The organism is Acinetobacter sp. LipI_23 (genome assembly GCF_058243045.1).
This window is the reverse complement of record NZ_JBZAYJ010000001.1, coordinates 1,163,470-1,179,947: the sequence shown is the minus strand read 5'-3', so window position 1 is coordinate 1,179,947 and position 16,478 is coordinate 1,163,470. Positions and strand designations below refer to the sequence as shown.

The window sequence follows — 16,478 nt, the reverse complement described above, 5'->3', positions numbered from 1 at the left end:
CGGTCTTGTCTACTAAAAACTACCAGCTCCGCTGGCTAACCCACGCTACAAAGAGATTCAGATGGACGATCAATCATTAAAACAGCAAGCTTTGTATTATCACGAATTCCCAACCCCAGGGAAAATCAGCGTTACACCTAGCAAGCAGCTGGTCAACCAACACGATTTAGCCTTGGCGTATTCACCTGGTGTCGCAGCACCATGTCTTGAAATTGAAAAAGATCCTTCAAAAGCAGCGCTTTATACTGCACGTGGGAACCTTGTTGCTGTAATCACAAATGGTACTGCCGTTTTGGGTCTAGGTAATATTGGTCCACTTGCGTCTAAACCTGTCATGGAAGGTAAAGGCGTTTTATTTAAAAAATTCGCAGGTGTTGATGTATTTGACATCGAAATTGCAGAAAATGATCCTGACAAAATTGTCGATATTATTGCTGCATTAGAACCGACTTTTGGTGGTATCAACCTTGAAGACATCAAGGCACCAGAATGCTTCTATATTGAACAAAAACTTCGTGAACGTATGAATATCCCTGTGTTCCACGATGATCAGCATGGTACATCCATTATCGTTGGATCTGCTTTACTGAATGCTTTGCAATTGAACGGCAAAAAAATTGAAGAAATTAAAATCGTCGCTTCAGGCGCAGGTGCTGCAGCTCTGTCTTGCCTAGATTTACTTTGTGCCATTGGTGCAAAAAAAGAAAATATTATTGTTGCAGACTCACGAGGTCTACTTACAACAAAACGTGAAGGTCTAGACGACTCTAAAAAACGTTATGTACAAGATGTTGAAGGCACTCAACTGGCTGACGTGATTGCAGGCGCAGACATGTTCCTCGGTTTATCTGCTGCGGGTATCTTAACCAAAGAAATGGTTAAGCTGATGGCGAAAGATCCGATTATCTTCGCACTTGCCAACCCAGATCCTGAAATTCTGCCTGAACATGCACACGAAGTTCGTGATGACGTGATCATGGCGACAGGTCGTTCAGACTATCCAAACCAAGTAAACAACGCACTTTGCTTCCCTTACATTTTCCGTGGTGCTCTTGATGTAGGTGCAACCACCATCAATGAAGAGATGAAAATTGCATGTGTCTATGCAATTGCGCGTATGGCACACATTGAAGCAGATGCGGCATCTTATGGTGAAAAATCTGCATCCTTTGGTCGTGATTACTTAATTCCACGCCCACTTGATCAGCGTCTGATTTTAGAAATCGCACCTGCTGTTGCACAAGCGGCCATGGATTCAGGTGTTGCAAGTCGTCCAATTCAAGACTTCTCTGCATATCGTCAACGTCTTTCTGAGTTTGTTTATAACTCAGCACTGATGATGAAACCAATTTTTGCACAAGCAAAATCTGATCCGAAACGTATCGCTTATGCTGAAGGTGAAGACCTACGCGTACTTCGTGCAGTACAAATTGCGGTCGATGAAGATCTTGCAAAACCAATCTTAGTTGGTCGTACTGCGGTTATTGAAGCGAACATTAAAAAATTAGGCTTACGTCTTGAACATAGTGTGAACATCACGATTGTCGATCAAGAAAAAAACCCTGACTACGAACTGTTTGCAGATGACTACTACACACTTATGCAGCGTAAAGGTGTAACACCTGAATATGCACAACGTGAAGCACGTCGTCGTTCAACCTTGATCGCATCGATGTTAGTGAAACATGGTAAAGCAGACGGTATGCTATGTGGTACGTATTCAAGCTACGACATTCACTTAGACTTCGTTAAAAACATCATTGGTAAAAAAGAAGGTCACAACTCTTTCTTTACATTGAATGCTTTAATGCTTGAAGACCGTAACCTGTTCATTGCTGACACTTATGTCAACACCAACCCAACAGCTGAACAGCTGGCTGAAATGACAATTTTAGCTGCTGAAGAAGTACGTCGTTTTGGTATGACACCACGTGTTGCTCTACTTTCTCACTCAAGCTTTGGTTCAGATCAAACTGATCCAAGCGCGCAAAAAATGCGTAAAGTGTTTGAAATTTTGACGCAAATCGCGCCAGAACTTGAAGTTGAAGGTGAAATGCATGCGGACGCGGCATTGGATGAAAACATCCGTAACTTTGCATACTCAAATTCGCGCTTCAAAGGTTCTGCGAATCTATTGATCATGCCAAACTTGGATGCAGCCAACATTTCATTTAACCTGTTGAAATCAACTTCAGGTAATAATGTCACCATTGGCCCTATCCTACTCGGCGCAGCGAAACCAGTTCATATTCTTACCCCGACAGCAACAACACGTCGTTTAGTGAATATGACTGCGCTGACTGTAGCAGAAATTCAAGAAGCGGAGAAAAACGGCGAATAATTGTTTGTCGTTATACTCGTATCTTCTGACTTGAGAAAACCTCTATTCTGTAGCATGATGGCTGCAAGAATAGAGGTTTTCTCATGCAAGTTTATTTAGTAGGCGGTGCGGTCCGAGATCAGCTTCTGGGTCACCCCTATCACGAAAAAGATTATGTAGTTGTCGGTGCAACGCCTGAACAACTGCTTGCCCAGGGTTTCCAACCTGTAGGTAAAGATTTTCCTGTTTTTTTACATCCTGAAACCAAAGATGAATATGCACTTGCCCGCACCGAACGTAAGTCGGGACAGGGTTATCATGGCTTTGAGTTTTATACCGACAGTACCGTTACCTTAGAACAAGATTTAATTCGACGCGACCTTACCATCAATGCCATCGCCATGGATGCGGAAGGTACACTGTATGACCCCTATGGCGGCCAACGCGATTTAGAGCTCCGTGTTTTAAGGCATGTTTCTGATGCTTTCGTAGAAGACCCGCTACGTGTCCTCCGTGTTGCACGATTTGCTGCACGTTATAAAACCCTAGGATTTACGGTGGCCAAAGAAACGTTGGCACTAATGCAGCAACTCGCAGACTCAGGTGAACTGGAAGCACTGACTCCTGAACGTGTTTGGAAAGAAACCTCTCGTGCTCTGATGGAAGATCATGCCGATGAATACTTTGAAGTACTACGTCGCTGTGGTGCTCTAAAAGTGCTTTTTCCAGAAATCGAGGCCCTTTACGGTATTCCACAACGCCCTGAGTATCACCCTGAAATTGACTGTGGTATTCATACCATGATGTCCTTACAGCAAGCCTGTCGTGCCAACTATGCACTGGATGTTCGTTTTGCTGTTTTAGTGCATGACTTAGGCAAAGCTCTGACACCTGTGGATGAGCTACCGCGTCATATTATGCATGAAGAACGTGGGGTCAAACCTGTGACTGAGATGTGCGAGCGTCTAAAAGTCCCAACGCAGATGAAACAGCTCGCAATTACAGTCTGTAAAGAACATTTAAAATGTCATCAAGCCCTGACCTTAAAGCCAGGCACTTTATGGCGCTTACTGCAACGCCTAGATGTACTACGTCGTCCAGAACGGGTTGAAGCCTTTGTACAAGCTTGTGAATGTGACTCACGTGGTCGTTTAGGGCTTGAAGATCGTGAATACCCACAGTCTGCATATATTTTAAAGGTGATGGATGTGGTGCGAAATATCAAAGCACAAGACCTGCCTGCGGATATCAAAGGCCCTGATATTGGTGAAATGCTGATTGAACGTCGAATACACGCAATTGGAGAGCTGAAGTCTCAATATAGTTAAACCTTGATCGACTCAAATAAAGCGCCACAATCGGCGCTTTATTTAATTTCACTTAAGAAATGGATGCGGGAAAGGTAATCACCTTTTCCAACTGCATGTGTTCTGTTGCAATCATTAACAAACGATCCACACCTAAAGCAATACCTGCACATGCGGTCATTTGAGGCAAAGCAGCCAATAAAAACTCATCGATCGGCATCACATGTAAGCCTAATTTTTCACGTTCAGCATTATCTGCTTCAAAACGCGAACGCAACACCTCCGCGTCAATCAATTCATCATACGCATTGGCGAGTTCCAAACCTTCAATATACAGCTCAAAACGTGCTGCAACCCATTCACCGTCTTCATCCGTTTTAGTTTTGGCAAGTGAGGCTAGCTCTGGTGGAAAATCGGTTAGAAACACGGGCGTATCAAAACCTAGGCTTGGCTCTACAAAATGTGAAAAGAGCAAATCGATATAGCCAAGTCGGTCATCACCCAAGTCCAAATTTAAACCCACGCGATTACAGCAGTCTTTTAACTCCTTCAAACTGGCTTGCAGTGGGTTCAAATCCAAGCGATCCATAAACGCATGCTTATAGCTCAAAATGGTAGGGCGAACTTCACCAAAACGCTGCGTTAATGTGACATTCAATAAGTCTGTCACTTCAAACATTAAATCTTTCAAACTGAAATTCGGTCTATACCATTCCAGCATGGTAAATTCACTATTGTGTTTACGACCATGTTCATCATCACGGAAAACTTTACAGATTTGATAAATTGGCCCACTACCGCTGGCCAATAAGCGCTTCATGGCAAACTCAGGTGAGGTCTGCAAATAATGTGTTTGTTGCTTACCTTGGACATGGCGCTGTGCTTGAACCGAAGCCAAATGCACATCGGTCACCCCAGCCTGAGATAAAATCGGGGTTTCAACCTCAAGCACTTCACGTTCAGCAAAAAACTGGCGAATTTGGCTATACATTTGCGCGCGAGCACGCATGGCTTTTAAGTCACAGGTTGGCTGATAATGGATCACGACCTGACTCATGCTTTCGGCCCTCCATGTGCAGCCCATTCACGGCGTAACCGATAGGTCTTTCTTAAATGATCAAAGGCTTTTTGGTCAATCATTCCCTCTTTTAAGCAAGCACGTAAGGCTTGGTCATCTCGTGCAATCGGGTAGATTTCCCTTAAATGCTTATGAAGTGTAGATTTCAAATCTTGCCCTTCAAAATATTGAGCACATACAGGTAACTGTGACTCGAAGCTTTTATCTGCTTCAAACTGAAAGGTCTTACAAAAGGCTTCATAAATCATTTGTGTACCACGCGCTTTACCTTCTAAGCTATAACCTGCGATATGTGGCGTCACTAGACTCACAGCTTTCAACACTTGTTCAGAAATCACAGGCTCATGTTCAAAGACATCTAATACCACTTTGCGCTGTGTTTTTTCGATGTCGGCCAATAAAGCCTGCTCTTCAATTACAGGCCCACGCGCAGAATTAATCAATATTGCTGTCGTTTTCATCGCAGCGAAAGCTTCGGCGTTGAACAAATGGTAGGTTGGATGTGATCCTGTTTTGGTTAAGGGCACATGCAATGAAATCGCATCAGCAGTACTTAATAAGGCATTTAAATCGACCTGCTGAATCGCATCTTGCTGTACAAAAGGATCATGACCGATCACATTCCAGCCCAATAGTTTGGCCATATAAGCTAAGCGAGAACCGACATTTCCTAGGCCAATAATGCCCAAAGTAAAACTTTCTTTAGCGTTCAGCAATACTGGATTGAGATGGAGTAAAGCCGTAATTACATATTCAGCCACCGCCTGCGCATTACAACCTGCGGCATTCGCCCATTGAATATTCTGCTTTTCAATAGCTTCAATATCTAAATGGTCTGTACCAATAGTTGCACTACCCACATATTGAAGTGTGGTGTTATTGATTAATGCTGGATTGACTTGAGTTACGGAACGCACCAACAGTGCTTTGGCATCTACAACATCGGCATGTGTTAAAGTACGCCCTGCTTTGTGCTCAATTTCACCAAATTCGGCAAAAAAATAATCGGTAAATGCGAGATTTTCATCTGCCACGATTTTCATAATGTCTTCCAACGCTTTGTTGACTCTATGATAACCGTTGCACAAGCTCAACACTATGTTGCTCTGCAATACATCTGAATAAACAGTCACGATATTTCATCTTCATGGTAAAAAACCGAATACTTTAAAGAATTGTTTAATATAGATTTACTTCGTTCAAAATACTGAAAAATATAAAGTCAACTCCGTAAACGCTATGATAGTACAAACAACTAGACAAATAATTTAATACTGTTATAAAAAAACCTTCTCCCAACATTTCAGAGAGAAGGCAAAACCTCAAGCAAGTAATAAGCGAGATAATTATTTAGATTTATAAGAGAGTTTCATCCCCACGATATAGCCTGTATTGTCCTCAAACTCGCCAACAATACGACGATCCGAAGTTTCACCTTCCGCATCACCAAACCACATATAGCGACCACCTACGCTGAAAGCCATTTTTTGACTAATATTGTATTTAGCAGCCAAACCCGCACCCCAATAACCCTTCACAGGACCTAAAGTTGGTGCGGGGTCACCTGCACCTGAGTCCCATAAACCAGAGACTGCAATTGCTAAATTTGGCGACAATTGTCTGCCTAACTCCTAAAAGTTGAGACTTTCAATCACACGGCTATTTTTTTATCAGTAATATGGATTAATTTGTGAGAAAAATATGAAAAAAAAGCCCCCTGTAACTACAGAGGGCTTTTAAAATTTGGCGGAAGCGGTGAGATTCGAACTCACGGAGGGGTATAAGCCCTCGTCGGTTTTCAAGACCGGTGCATTAAACCGCTCTGCCACGCTTCCATGTGCGCCATCATACGGAGCTTTTGTTTTGATGACAAGTAAAACTTACTGTCAAAGCAACCAACTGCATATTGTTTCATCAAAAACTTATAATTTCGAAGCGATTTCTGCACCTTCGCGAATCGCACGCTTCGCATCTAACTCAGCCGCCAGTTTAGCACCACCAATAATGTGATAATTCGCGAGTGTATTTTGCTCAGCGCTTGGCATTAAGTCTTTCACTGACTCCTGCCCAGCACACACGACGATAGTATCGACACGGAGCAATTGATCTTGTCCTGCCATATCGACCCAAAGCCCTTCATTAGTCACAGCTTTGTACTGAACCCCACGCAACATACGTACTGCATGCTTTTTCAACTGTGCGCGGTGTACCCAACCCGAGGTTTTACCCAAACCTGCTCCAAGTGCAGAGGTTTTACGTTGTAATAAATAAATCTCACGAACAGGCGGATGAACTTCTGCGGCTTGCGTGCCTCCTTCAGAAACATAATTCGGGTTTGGATCTACACCCCATTCACGTTGCCAATCTGCAAGCGGTTGTGGCTGAGGTTGATGCTCTGGTTTCAATAAATACTCAGACACATCAAAACCAATCCCTCCAGCACCAATCACCGCAACTTTTCGACCGACAGGTGCGCCGCGTAACACTTCTGCATAAGACAAGACTTGCGGTGAATCACTCCCTTCGATACGTAATGCACGTGGCACAACGCCTGTGGCAATGATAATTTCTTCAAAGCCTTCACGCTCAAGCTGCTCACGATTCACCTTGGTGTTTAAACGTAAGTCGACGCCAGTTTTTTCAATCTGTACTTTGAAATAACGAATAGTCTCATGAAACTCTTCTTTACCGGGTACAACTTTTGCCAAGTTGAACTGCCCACCCACCTCATGACTTGCTTCAAACAGAGTCACTTGGTGTCCACGACTGGCTGCAACCGTCGCTGCAGACATACCTGCGACACCACCACCAACAACTGCAACTCGTTTCGGTTGTTTCGCTTTCAAATAAACCAACTCTGTTTCAAACGCTGCACGTGGGTTAACTAAACAGGTTGCACGCTGATTTTTAAAAGTATGATCTAAGCATGCTTGGTTACAAGCGATACACGTATTGATCTCGTCTACACGATTGGTTGCTGTTTTATTCACCCAAAAAGCATCGGCCAATAAGGGACGCGCCATTTGCACCATATCAGCTTTGCCAGATGCCAAAATCTCTTCTGCCGTGTCTGGCATATTGATACGGTTTGAAGCAATCACTGGCACAGCCACGTGCTTTTTCACTTCCGCAGTATAGTCAACAAAAGCAGCACGCGGCACCGAAGTCACAATGGTTGGAATACGTGCTTCATGCCAGCCAATCCCTGTATTCAACAAGGTAATGCCTGCTTTTTCTAGTGCTTGCGCAATAGTAATTACTTCCTGCATAGTGTTACCGTCATGCACCAAATCCAGCAATGACAAACGGAAGCAAATAATAAATTTCTCACCAACTTGTGCACGTATCCCTTTGACGATTTCGACCGCAAAACGCATACGGTTTTCAATCGGCCCACCCCAACGGTCTTCACGTTGGTTCACATGACGGCTTAAGAATTGATTCAGTAAATAACCTTCTGAACCCATAATTTCCACACCGTCATAGCCCGCCTTTTTGGCAAGACTGGCACAGTTAACATAGTCATCAATGGTATTCAAAATTTGTTTTTCAGACATTTGACGCGGTTTAAAAGGCGAAATTGGCGATTTAATTGGGCTGGCAGAAACCACAAAGGGTTGGTAGCCATAACGTCCAGCATGCAAAATTTGCATGAGAATTTTTGCACCATGCTTATGTACGGCATGGGTCACTAAACGATGCGGAGCAATATCCCCCAGCGTATTCATCGTTCCACCCGCAGGAAGGAGCCAACCTTGACGGTTTGGAGAAATCCCACCTGTAATGATCAGGCCAACACCGCCTTTAGCACGCTCACCGAAGTATGCTGCCAATTTTGGATAATTATAAAAACGATCTTCCAAGCCCGTATGCATGGAGCCCATCACCACACGGTTTTTAATGGTGGTAAAACCCAAATGTAAGGGTTTTAAAATATGTGCATAGCTATTGGTTGTCATCATGAATCCTTATCTTTGGCTTTGCAACTTGTTGCATACTACTTTAGCTGTTTTTTAAATTATTGGGATGACAATTTATAAAAAATTCTTGGCATCTACGGTCAATCCGACTGAACTCTCAAAAACATACGACAATAAAAAAACCAGTGACGTTGCCCTCACTGGTTTATTTTTTTAGACCAAAGCCCTTTACTGCCAATGCTTCAGCTTACTGGTTTGACCAATGCCCACATTAAAACTATTGGTAGGATCAAGCTTTTCATAATGCGTTCGTAGTGCAGGTTTTGCTACATATAAATGTCCGACATTATGTTCGGCTGGGTATTCTGCCCCACGAGCATCCAGTAAATGCCACATTTGGTGTTCCATCGCCAAAGGATCTACGCCTTTTTTCACAATATAGTCCTGATGAAACACATGACATAAAAAGTGACCATAATAGAGTTTATGAACAATCAGATCATCCATCTCTTTGGGCAAGGTTTCCACCCACTCGCGATCATTACGACGTAATGCAATATCCAGAGCCACAATATCTTCAACTTCTGAACGGTGCGTATCCCGATAGCGAATCGCTGCACCAGCAACAGCAAAGCGATGTAAAAATGCTTTACGTCCTTCTTCCTCGCTACAGTGGAAAAAATCACCTGAGGTTTTGTCTTGGAAATAACGTTTTAAAAAGCTTTCAACTTGCTCGACATCTTGATTTTCAATTCGGATAACCAAATGATGTTCATACAAATCACGGAAGGCATTCATCCGTTTCGGTAAATGATTGGGCAGAAATTTGGTCACCAGCTGCAAAACTTTATCTGACAGTCCTTTCATACCAAATTTTTCTAAGTACGCATCGACCTTATCTTTCATTGCAAATGCAGCAGGTACTTTGGCTGTGCCGAGTTTTTCAATGAACATGAAGGTGTCTTTACCGTACTCTGCCCCAATATCATAAGCCACACGGTGGATGTATTCCCCTGCAATCGGCAATCGCGGCAAATCTTTTAGTAAAAAACGGCGGATTTCAGTCAAATCATCATGTGAGTTTGTACCGACATAGAATACTTGACTTGGAATTTTTTCAAAGGTATCCAAACGTACTGCAAAAACACACACTTTACCTGCCGAACCCGATGCTTCATATAAACGAGACGGATCGGCATTAAAACGTGCAGGTGTATTTTCATCAACTTGTTTAACATCATGTCCATAACGATGGTCCGATGCGCAGCAGCCTGAGTTATTGATAATATCGCCGATTTGATAATTTTTCGTTTCAAGCTTGCTTAGAATTTCTTCAGGTGTTTCTCCGAGATTTACCCCTAGATGATTCACCAACTCTAACTGACCATCATCATTGACACGAGCATACAATGCCAGCTCAGTATAAGCAGGACCACGGCGCACCAAAGCACCGCCTGAGTTATTACAGACGCCACCTAAAACTGAAGCTCCAATACACGATGAACCAATCACCGAGTGTGGCTCTCGATTAAAGGGCACCAATTCTTTTTCAAGTCGATCTAGTGTTGCACCAGGTAGACAAATCACTTGCTGACCGTCATTAATAACCTGAATACCAACCAAACGACGCGTGCTGATCAGAACCACAGGACGGTCATAGTCATCGCCAAAAGGCGTTGAACCACCGGTCAAACCTGTATTAGCTGCTTGCATAATCACAATACAATCTGCATCAACAGCCGCTTGTAGTACTTGCCACTGTTCCAGTAATGACCCTGGTGCAACAACAGCCAGTACTTTCCCTGCACCGTAACGACGACCTTGGCGGTATAAACGTGTGTCTTTATCGTCAGTTAAAACGTGTTGTTTACCAACAATGGTGATGAGTTTTTGAATAGTTTGCGGTGCGTCTAAATTGGATTGCATTTTATATCCTGCCCATTAGTTTTTTGAGCTTTTCAATAAAGCTAGATTATGAAATAACACATTCATTTTTTAAGCGTATTAATCACGGTATTCGATGTCGTGTGGCGGCATGGATACCGGCGTTGGGTCGGTGAGGAGTACAACTCCGCAAGAGGACGTCTTGCGAAGCTTCGCTTCTCACACCCAACAAAAGATTTTTGTTACTTTTCATCTTTGAAAAGCAAGGTATCGCCTACACAATTGAACTTAAATTTTTTAATTCAAAATGAGGCAAAGGACGCTTCTTTATATTCATTCGCTTTTATTAGAGAGTTTTACTCAGCCAACTCTCGTTCTAACTTCACTAAACAGTCAGACGTAATATCAGCAATGGTTTTTGCACCTGTTAAAGTCATTGCCACACGCATTTCTTTATCAATTAAATCAAGCAGATTTGAAACACCCTCACCGCCTGCCGCACCTAAAGCATAAACAAAGGCACGACCGAGCATACACGTGTCAGCACCCAACGCCAGCATACGTACCACGTCTAAACCATTACGAATACCCGAATCCGCGAGGATTTTAATATCACCCTTCACTGCATCGGCAATCGGCGGCAAGGCACGTGCAGAAGATAAAACACCATCGAGCTGACGACCACCATGGTTTGAAACCACAATCCCATCTGCACCAAAACGCACTGCATCTTTGGCATCTTCAGGATCCAAAATTCCTTTAATGACCATTGGCCCATCCCAAAACTCACGAATCCACTCAAGGTCTTTCCACGAAATAGACGGATCGAAGTTAGAACCTAACCAACCAATATAATCTTCTAGACCTGTAGGCTTACCTAAGTATTTGGAAATATTGCCCAAGTCATGCGGACGTCCCATCATGCCGACATTCCACGCCCAGTGTGGGTGGAAACACGACTGCATATAACGGCGCATTGCTGCATTTGGGCCACTCATACCCGAGTGGGCATCACGGTAACGCGCGCCCGGAACAGGCATATCCACGGTAAACACCAACGTTGAACATCCTGCTGCTTTAGCACGTTCCAAGGCATTTTTCATAAAACCACGGTCACGTAGTACATAGAGCTGGAACCACATTGGACGCTGAATCGCAGGTGCCACTTCCTCAATTGGACATACTGAAACGGTAGACAGTGTAAATGGAATACCCTTTTTATCTGCAGCGACCGCAGCTTGAACTTCGCCGCGGCGTGCATACATGCCTGTTAAACCTACAGGAGATAATGCAACAGGCATCGACAAAGTTTCATCAAACAGTTTGGTCTCTAAACTTAACTGTGACATGTCGTTCAGTACACGCTGGCGCAAAGCAATTTTTGATAAATCTTCTACATTACGCTTCAGGGTATATTCTGCATACGCACCACCATCGATGTAATGGAATAAAAATGGCGGTAAACGACGTCGTGCCGCTTCACGGTAGTCATTGGCAGAAGAAATAATCATGCTTATATCCTGTTTAATCGACTGGCGCGCTGACGACGAGCTTCTTCTTCATCAATCATTCGCACCTGTTGTACTACAAACTCAATGTGTCCACAGACTGCTTTACGTGCAGCTTCTGGATCACGACGTTCAATTGCATTCATGACTTGAAAGTGCTGATCATGCAATTGATCAAAACGGTGTGCTTCGCTATAGACTTTTCGACGTCCCAAAGCGACGTTGAACTGCAACAAATCAAACAAACCACGCATCATCTGAATCAAGACCAAATTATGAGATGCTTCAGCAATCGCCAAATGAAATTTAGCATCTGCACGAGCCGCCTCATCATCATTTCCCAAAGCCTGAAAATGGTTAATCTGATCATAATGATTTCGGATGTTCACCAGATCTTCTTGGGTTGCGCGTTGTGCTGCATACCAAGTTGTTCCACCTTCTAAAATAATGCGCGCCTCTTGCACATCAAATCGGTAGGCAGGATCCTCACTCATCAAATTACTAATCGGTTGTACGATTTGATAACTGGACCAAGTTGCTGGTAATTGTTTTAAAAAAGTCCCCGCCCCCACTTTGCTGACCAACATACCCATGCTGGTCAACTGCGAAATGGCCTCTCTTAAAGAAGAGCGAGAGACTTGAAGCTGTTCACACAGTTTTCTTTCAGCAGGCAGACGGTCTCCAACTTGCATATTGCTTTGTTCAATCAATACACGCAGGCTTTGTACAGCTTTATCGGAGACTTTCATCTGCTTTCCTTAACGTTGATACACAATTTGTGTTATGGAATCATCCATGGGAACACATAGGCTTGTAGAGTAATCATAATACCCATCATAATTGTGAACGTTATACTGTGTTTTAAGGTAAAACGGAATAAATCAGACTCTTTACCAACCAGTCCTACCGCCGCACACGCAATCGCAATCGATTGAGGTGAAATCATCTTACCGGTCACACCACCACTGGTATTTGCTGCCACCAGTAAAACTTCTGGCACACCAATTTGCTGAGCCGTAGTGGCTTGAAGTGCTGAAAACAGTGCATTGGCAGAAGTATCTGAACCCGTGAGGAATACACCCAACCAACCCAAGAAAGGCGAGAAGAACGTAAATGCTGAACCTGTATGTGCAAGGGCCAAAGCCAAGGTCGAAGACATACCCGAATAGTTTGCGATAAAAGCAAAAGACAACACCATACCAATTGAATAAATGGGAACTTTCAACTCATTCAGAGTTTCACCAAAAGTTACCACAGCATCTTTCGGTTTCATCTTCAAATAGGCAATGGTGATCAATGCTGCAATAAAGATCGCAGTTCCTGTTGCCGAGATCCAATCAAACTTGTAAATCGCGTCATAATCTTTAATTTCAGCAACCACTGGTGGCATTTTTTGAATCATTTGATGCAAAAATGGCACTTTGATTGAAATCACTAAATCATGCAATGCACCGTCTTTGGCAAATAAGTCCTTAAACGGTTTCACACTCCAGATCGTCACCATCACAGTTAAAATCGCGAAAGGAGACCATGCTTTTGCAATTTGTCCTACAGTGTATTTTTGCTGTTTTTGTGCAGCCACATCTTCACTCATCGTTGCGTCTTGATCTGCAAAACGGAAAATGTGCTTCGGCTGCCAGTATTTAAACAAAATTGTTAAAGAAACCAAGGATGCAATTGCAGCCGTAATATCGGGTAATTCTGGACCAACAAAGTTAGAAGTTAAGTATTGTGCAATTGCAAAGCTACTTGCACCTACCACAACTGCTGGCCATGTTTCTTTAACACCGCGCCAGCCGTCCATGATTGCCATAATCCAGAACAACACGATTGGCACCATAAATGGTAACTGACGGCCCACCATTTGGCTGATTTCCATCGTATCGACACCAGAGACTTGTCCAGCAACGATAATTGGAATACCCATCGCACCAAAAGCCACAGGTGCTGTGTTTACGATTAGACAGAGACCTGCTGCATATAACGGTTTAAAGCCTAAACCGACTAATAATGCTGCGGTAATCGCCACAGGAGCACCAAAGCCTGCAGCACCCTCTAAGAAAGTACCGAAAGCAAAACCCACCAACAGCATTTGTAAGCGCTGATCTTCAGTAATTGAGAGAATAGAAGAACGAATGATGTCAAACTGGCCTGTCTTCACTGAAATTTTATACAGGAATACCGCACCAATAATGATCCATGCAATCGGCCATAAACCGTAGAGGAAACCATAAGCCATCGATGCGAATGCCATCAGCACCGGCATCTTATAGGCAAATAAAGAGACAAGAAGTGCAAGTACAACAGTGATCGTACCTGCCACACTGCCTTTTAAACGAAATACCGCGAGCGCCAAAAAGAAAAAGATAATCGGAATCAGTGCAATTAGACTTGAAATCCAAATATTCCCCATAGGGTCATACATTTGCTGCCATTGAAGCATTGTCATCTCCTTGAAATGCTTACTAAGATTTAATTTTGAGCATATTATTGGTACTTTTACTCATATTGGACAGACCAATATAAGCAACTGTAAAGAGAAACAAACCAATAATGACTTATACTTGGCTTATTTTGATTTAAAACGAAGTAAAACTTCAATTAAAAGTTGATTTTGGTATGACCAATATTTTCAACTTTTACAAACACGATCATATTTCAATCAAATCCATATTATTGTTTTTACTTATTTTTTTATGAAAATATAGCCAATTATAGACTTTAGTCTAATAATATAAAAAATAATCACCCCACTAAAACCTAGCTTAATGCACAAAAATTGGAAAAATCACACAATATTGGTAATACCAATTTAAAATCAAACTAACCAAACCCCGTTATTGATTAATTTATAGCCCAAACACTTTCTAGAAAGACAAAAATTAAGCACACAATATAGAAACCGATTTTATCCAGAATTTTTTCAGCAGTATCAATATGTACATGAGCTTTAATATTTTTAAAGCATTATGATTTTTTAGAAAAACCATTTGGAAAAGTGCTACAATCGCGGACATATGTATTCTTTCAGGCCACCCATTCTCGGTGCCTATATTTATATCGTTAGGATTAACAATGACTGATAATGCAACTATCTTGCAGAATGTCCCAGTTGGCAAAAAAGTTGGTATTGCCTTCTCTGGTGGTCTAGATACTTCAGCTGCACTTTTGTGGATGAAACAAAAAGGCGCAGAACCTTATGCTTATACAGCAAACTTAGGTCAGCCTGATGAAGACGACTACGATGCGATTCCAAAAAAAGCGGAAGCGTATGGCGCAGTAAAAGCTCGCTTAGTTGACTGCCGTTTACAGCTTGCACTTGAAGGTATTGCTGCAATTCAATGTGGTGCATTCCACATTTCAACTGGCGGTGTACCGTATTTCAACACGACGCCGTTGGGTCGTGCAGTAACAGGGACTATGCTTGTTACCGCAATGAAAGAAGATGATGTCAACATCTGGGGTGATGGTTCAACATATAAAGGAAACGATATTGAACGTTTCTACCGTTATGGTTTATTGACCAACCCTGCACTTAAAATCTATAAGCCTTGGTTAGACCAAACGTTTATTGATGAATTAGGTGGCCGTGCTGAAATGTCGCAATTCTTGATCGACAACGGCTTTGACTACAAAATGTCAAAAGAAAAAGCGTATTCAACTGACTCAAACATGTTGGGTGCGACCCACGAAGCAAAAGATCTTGAATACCTCAATGCAGGGATCAAAATTGTTGACCCAATCATGGGCGTTGCATTCTGGAAAGACGACGTAGAAGTTAAAGCTGAAGAAGTATCGATTACTTTTGAAGAAGGCTTCCCTGTTGCAATCAATGGTCAACGTATCGAAGACCCTGTTGAGTTCATTCTTGAAGCCAACCGTATTGGTGGTCGTCATGGTCTAGGTATGTCTGACCAAATCGAAAACCGTATTATTGAAGCAAAATCTCGCGGTATTTATGAAGCACCGGGTATGGCACTTCTACATATTGCTTATGAGCGCTTGGTTACAGGTATTCATAACGAAGACACGATCGAACAGTACCGTATCAACGGTCTACGTTTAGGTCGTTTACTTTACCAAGGTCGTTGGTTCGACTCTCAAGCATTAATGCTACGTGAAACCGCACAGCGTTGGGTTGCGAAAGCCATCACTGGTACTGTGACTTTAGAGCTTCGTCGTGGTAATGACTACACCATCATGAACACAGAGTCTGAAAACCTCACTTATGAAGCTGAGCGCTTGACGATGGAGAAAGGTGATTCAATGTTTACGCCAATGGACCGTATTGGTCAGTTAACTATGCGTAACTTGGACATTACCGATACTCGTGCGAAACTTGGTATTTATACCAATACTGGTTTGCTTGCAGTCGGTACGGGTTCTGCTGTTCCACAGTTAAAAGACAAAAACAAATAAGTTTGTTGAATGTCAAAAAAACCGCTCATAAGAGCGGTTTTT

Annotated in this window: 11 protein-coding genes and 1 tRNA gene; 3 read left to right on the top strand and 9 right to left on the bottom strand. The window is 42.8% G+C overall.

What is annotated here, in order from left to right:
• Positions 1-61 precede the first annotated feature (61 nt).
• Positions 62-2,341: an NADP-dependent malic enzyme gene (locus AC4CVD_RS05785; RefSeq protein WP_490752392.1), complete on the top strand. Its 2,280-nt coding sequence runs from the start codon at positions 62-64 to the stop codon at positions 2,339-2,341.
• 83 nt (positions 2,342-2,424) lie between these two features.
• On the top strand, positions 2,425-3,648 hold the full coding sequence (locus tag AC4CVD_RS05780) for a multifunctional CCA addition/repair protein (protein WP_490752391.1): 1,224 nt from the start codon (positions 2,425-2,427) through the stop codon (positions 3,646-3,648).
• A gap of 52 nt (positions 3,649-3,700) precedes the next feature.
• Here the strand turns inward: AC4CVD_RS05780 and epmA are convergent, their stop codons facing one another.
• The 9 genes from epmA to lldP all read right to left on the bottom strand — a co-directional run bounded on the left by epmA (position 3,701) and on the right by lldP (position 14,466).
• Entirely contained in the window at positions 3,701-4,684 is a 984-nt protein-coding gene (epmA, locus tag AC4CVD_RS05775) for an EF-P lysine aminoacylase EpmA (RefSeq protein WP_490752390.1), read from the bottom strand.
• On the bottom strand, positions 4,681-5,748 hold the full coding sequence (locus tag AC4CVD_RS05770) for a 4-phosphoerythronate dehydrogenase (RefSeq protein ID WP_490752389.1): 1,068 nt from the start codon (positions 5,746-5,748) through the stop codon (positions 4,681-4,683). The genes epmA and AC4CVD_RS05770 overlap by 4 nt, the downstream gene beginning before the upstream one ends.
• A 303-nt stretch (positions 5,749-6,051) precedes the next feature.
• A complete protein-coding gene (locus AC4CVD_RS05765) occupies positions 6,052-6,321 on the bottom strand; it encodes a hypothetical protein (protein ID WP_005399757.1) in 270 nt (89 codons plus the stop codon).
• 128 nt (positions 6,322-6,449) lie between these two features.
• Positions 6,450-6,540: transfer RNA gene (locus AC4CVD_RS05760), tRNA-Ser, on the bottom strand.
• Between the two features lie 87 nt (positions 6,541-6,627).
• Complete coding sequence (locus tag AC4CVD_RS05755) at positions 6,628-8,664, bottom strand: FAD-dependent oxidoreductase (protein WP_279671060.1); 2,037 nt, start codon at positions 8,662-8,664, stop codon at positions 6,628-6,630.
• A gap of 189 nt (positions 8,665-8,853) precedes the next feature.
• Positions 8,854-10,551, bottom strand: coding sequence for a D-lactate dehydrogenase (dld, locus tag AC4CVD_RS05750; protein ID WP_114837000.1), 1,698 nt, complete (start codon positions 10,549-10,551; stop codon positions 8,854-8,856).
• A 314-nt stretch (positions 10,552-10,865) separates the two neighbouring features.
• A complete protein-coding gene (lldD, locus tag AC4CVD_RS05745) occupies positions 10,866-12,020 on the bottom strand; it encodes an FMN-dependent L-lactate dehydrogenase LldD (RefSeq protein ID WP_005399760.1) in 1,155 nt (384 codons plus the stop codon).
• Between the two features lie 2 nt (positions 12,021-12,022).
• Positions 12,023-12,766, bottom strand: coding sequence for a transcriptional regulator LldR (gene lldR, locus AC4CVD_RS05740; protein WP_078388886.1), 744 nt, complete (start codon positions 12,764-12,766; stop codon positions 12,023-12,025).
• A 32-nt stretch (positions 12,767-12,798) separates the two neighbouring features.
• Positions 12,799-14,466, bottom strand: coding sequence for an L-lactate permease (lldP, locus tag AC4CVD_RS05735; protein WP_171054209.1), 1,668 nt, complete (start codon positions 14,464-14,466; stop codon positions 12,799-12,801).
• 626 nt (positions 14,467-15,092) lie between these two features.
• Between lldP and argG the strand changes: the two genes are divergently transcribed.
• Positions 15,093-16,436: an argininosuccinate synthase gene (argG, locus tag AC4CVD_RS05730; protein ID WP_004694013.1), complete on the top strand. Its 1,344-nt coding sequence runs from the start codon at positions 15,093-15,095 to the stop codon at positions 16,434-16,436.
• Positions 16,437-16,478 lie beyond the last annotated feature (42 nt).

Coding starts and splice junctions, on each gene's coding strand:
- AC4CVD_RS05780 (WP_490752391.1), top strand. CDS start 2,425: ATGCAAGTTTATTTAGTAGGCGGTGCGGTCCGAGATCAGCTTCTGGGT.
- dld (WP_114837000.1), bottom strand. CDS start 10,551: ATGCAATCCAATTTAGACGCACCGCAAACTATTCAAAAACTCATCACC.
- argG (WP_004694013.1), top strand. CDS start 15,093: ATGACTGATAATGCAACTATCTTGCAGAATGTCCCAGTTGGCAAAAAA.
- AC4CVD_RS05770 (WP_490752389.1), bottom strand. CDS start 5,748: ATGAAAATCGTGGCAGATGAAAATCTCGCATTTACCGATTATTTTTTT.
- AC4CVD_RS05785 (WP_490752392.1), top strand. CDS start 62: ATGGACGATCAATCATTAAAACAGCAAGCTTTGTATTATCACGAATTC.
- AC4CVD_RS05755 (WP_279671060.1), bottom strand. CDS start 8,664: ATGACAACCAATAGCTATGCACATATTTTAAAACCCTTACATTTGGGT.
- epmA (WP_490752390.1), bottom strand. CDS start 4,684: ATGAGTCAGGTCGTGATCCATTATCAGCCAACCTGTGACTTAAAAGCC.
- lldD (WP_005399760.1), bottom strand. CDS start 12,020: ATGATTATTTCTTCTGCCAATGACTACCGTGAAGCGGCACGACGTCGT.
- lldP (WP_171054209.1), bottom strand. CDS start 14,466: ATGACAATGCTTCAATGGCAGCAAATGTATGACCCTATGGGGAATATT.
- lldR (WP_078388886.1), bottom strand. CDS start 12,766: ATGAAAGTCTCCGATAAAGCTGTACAAAGCCTGCGTGTATTGATTGAA.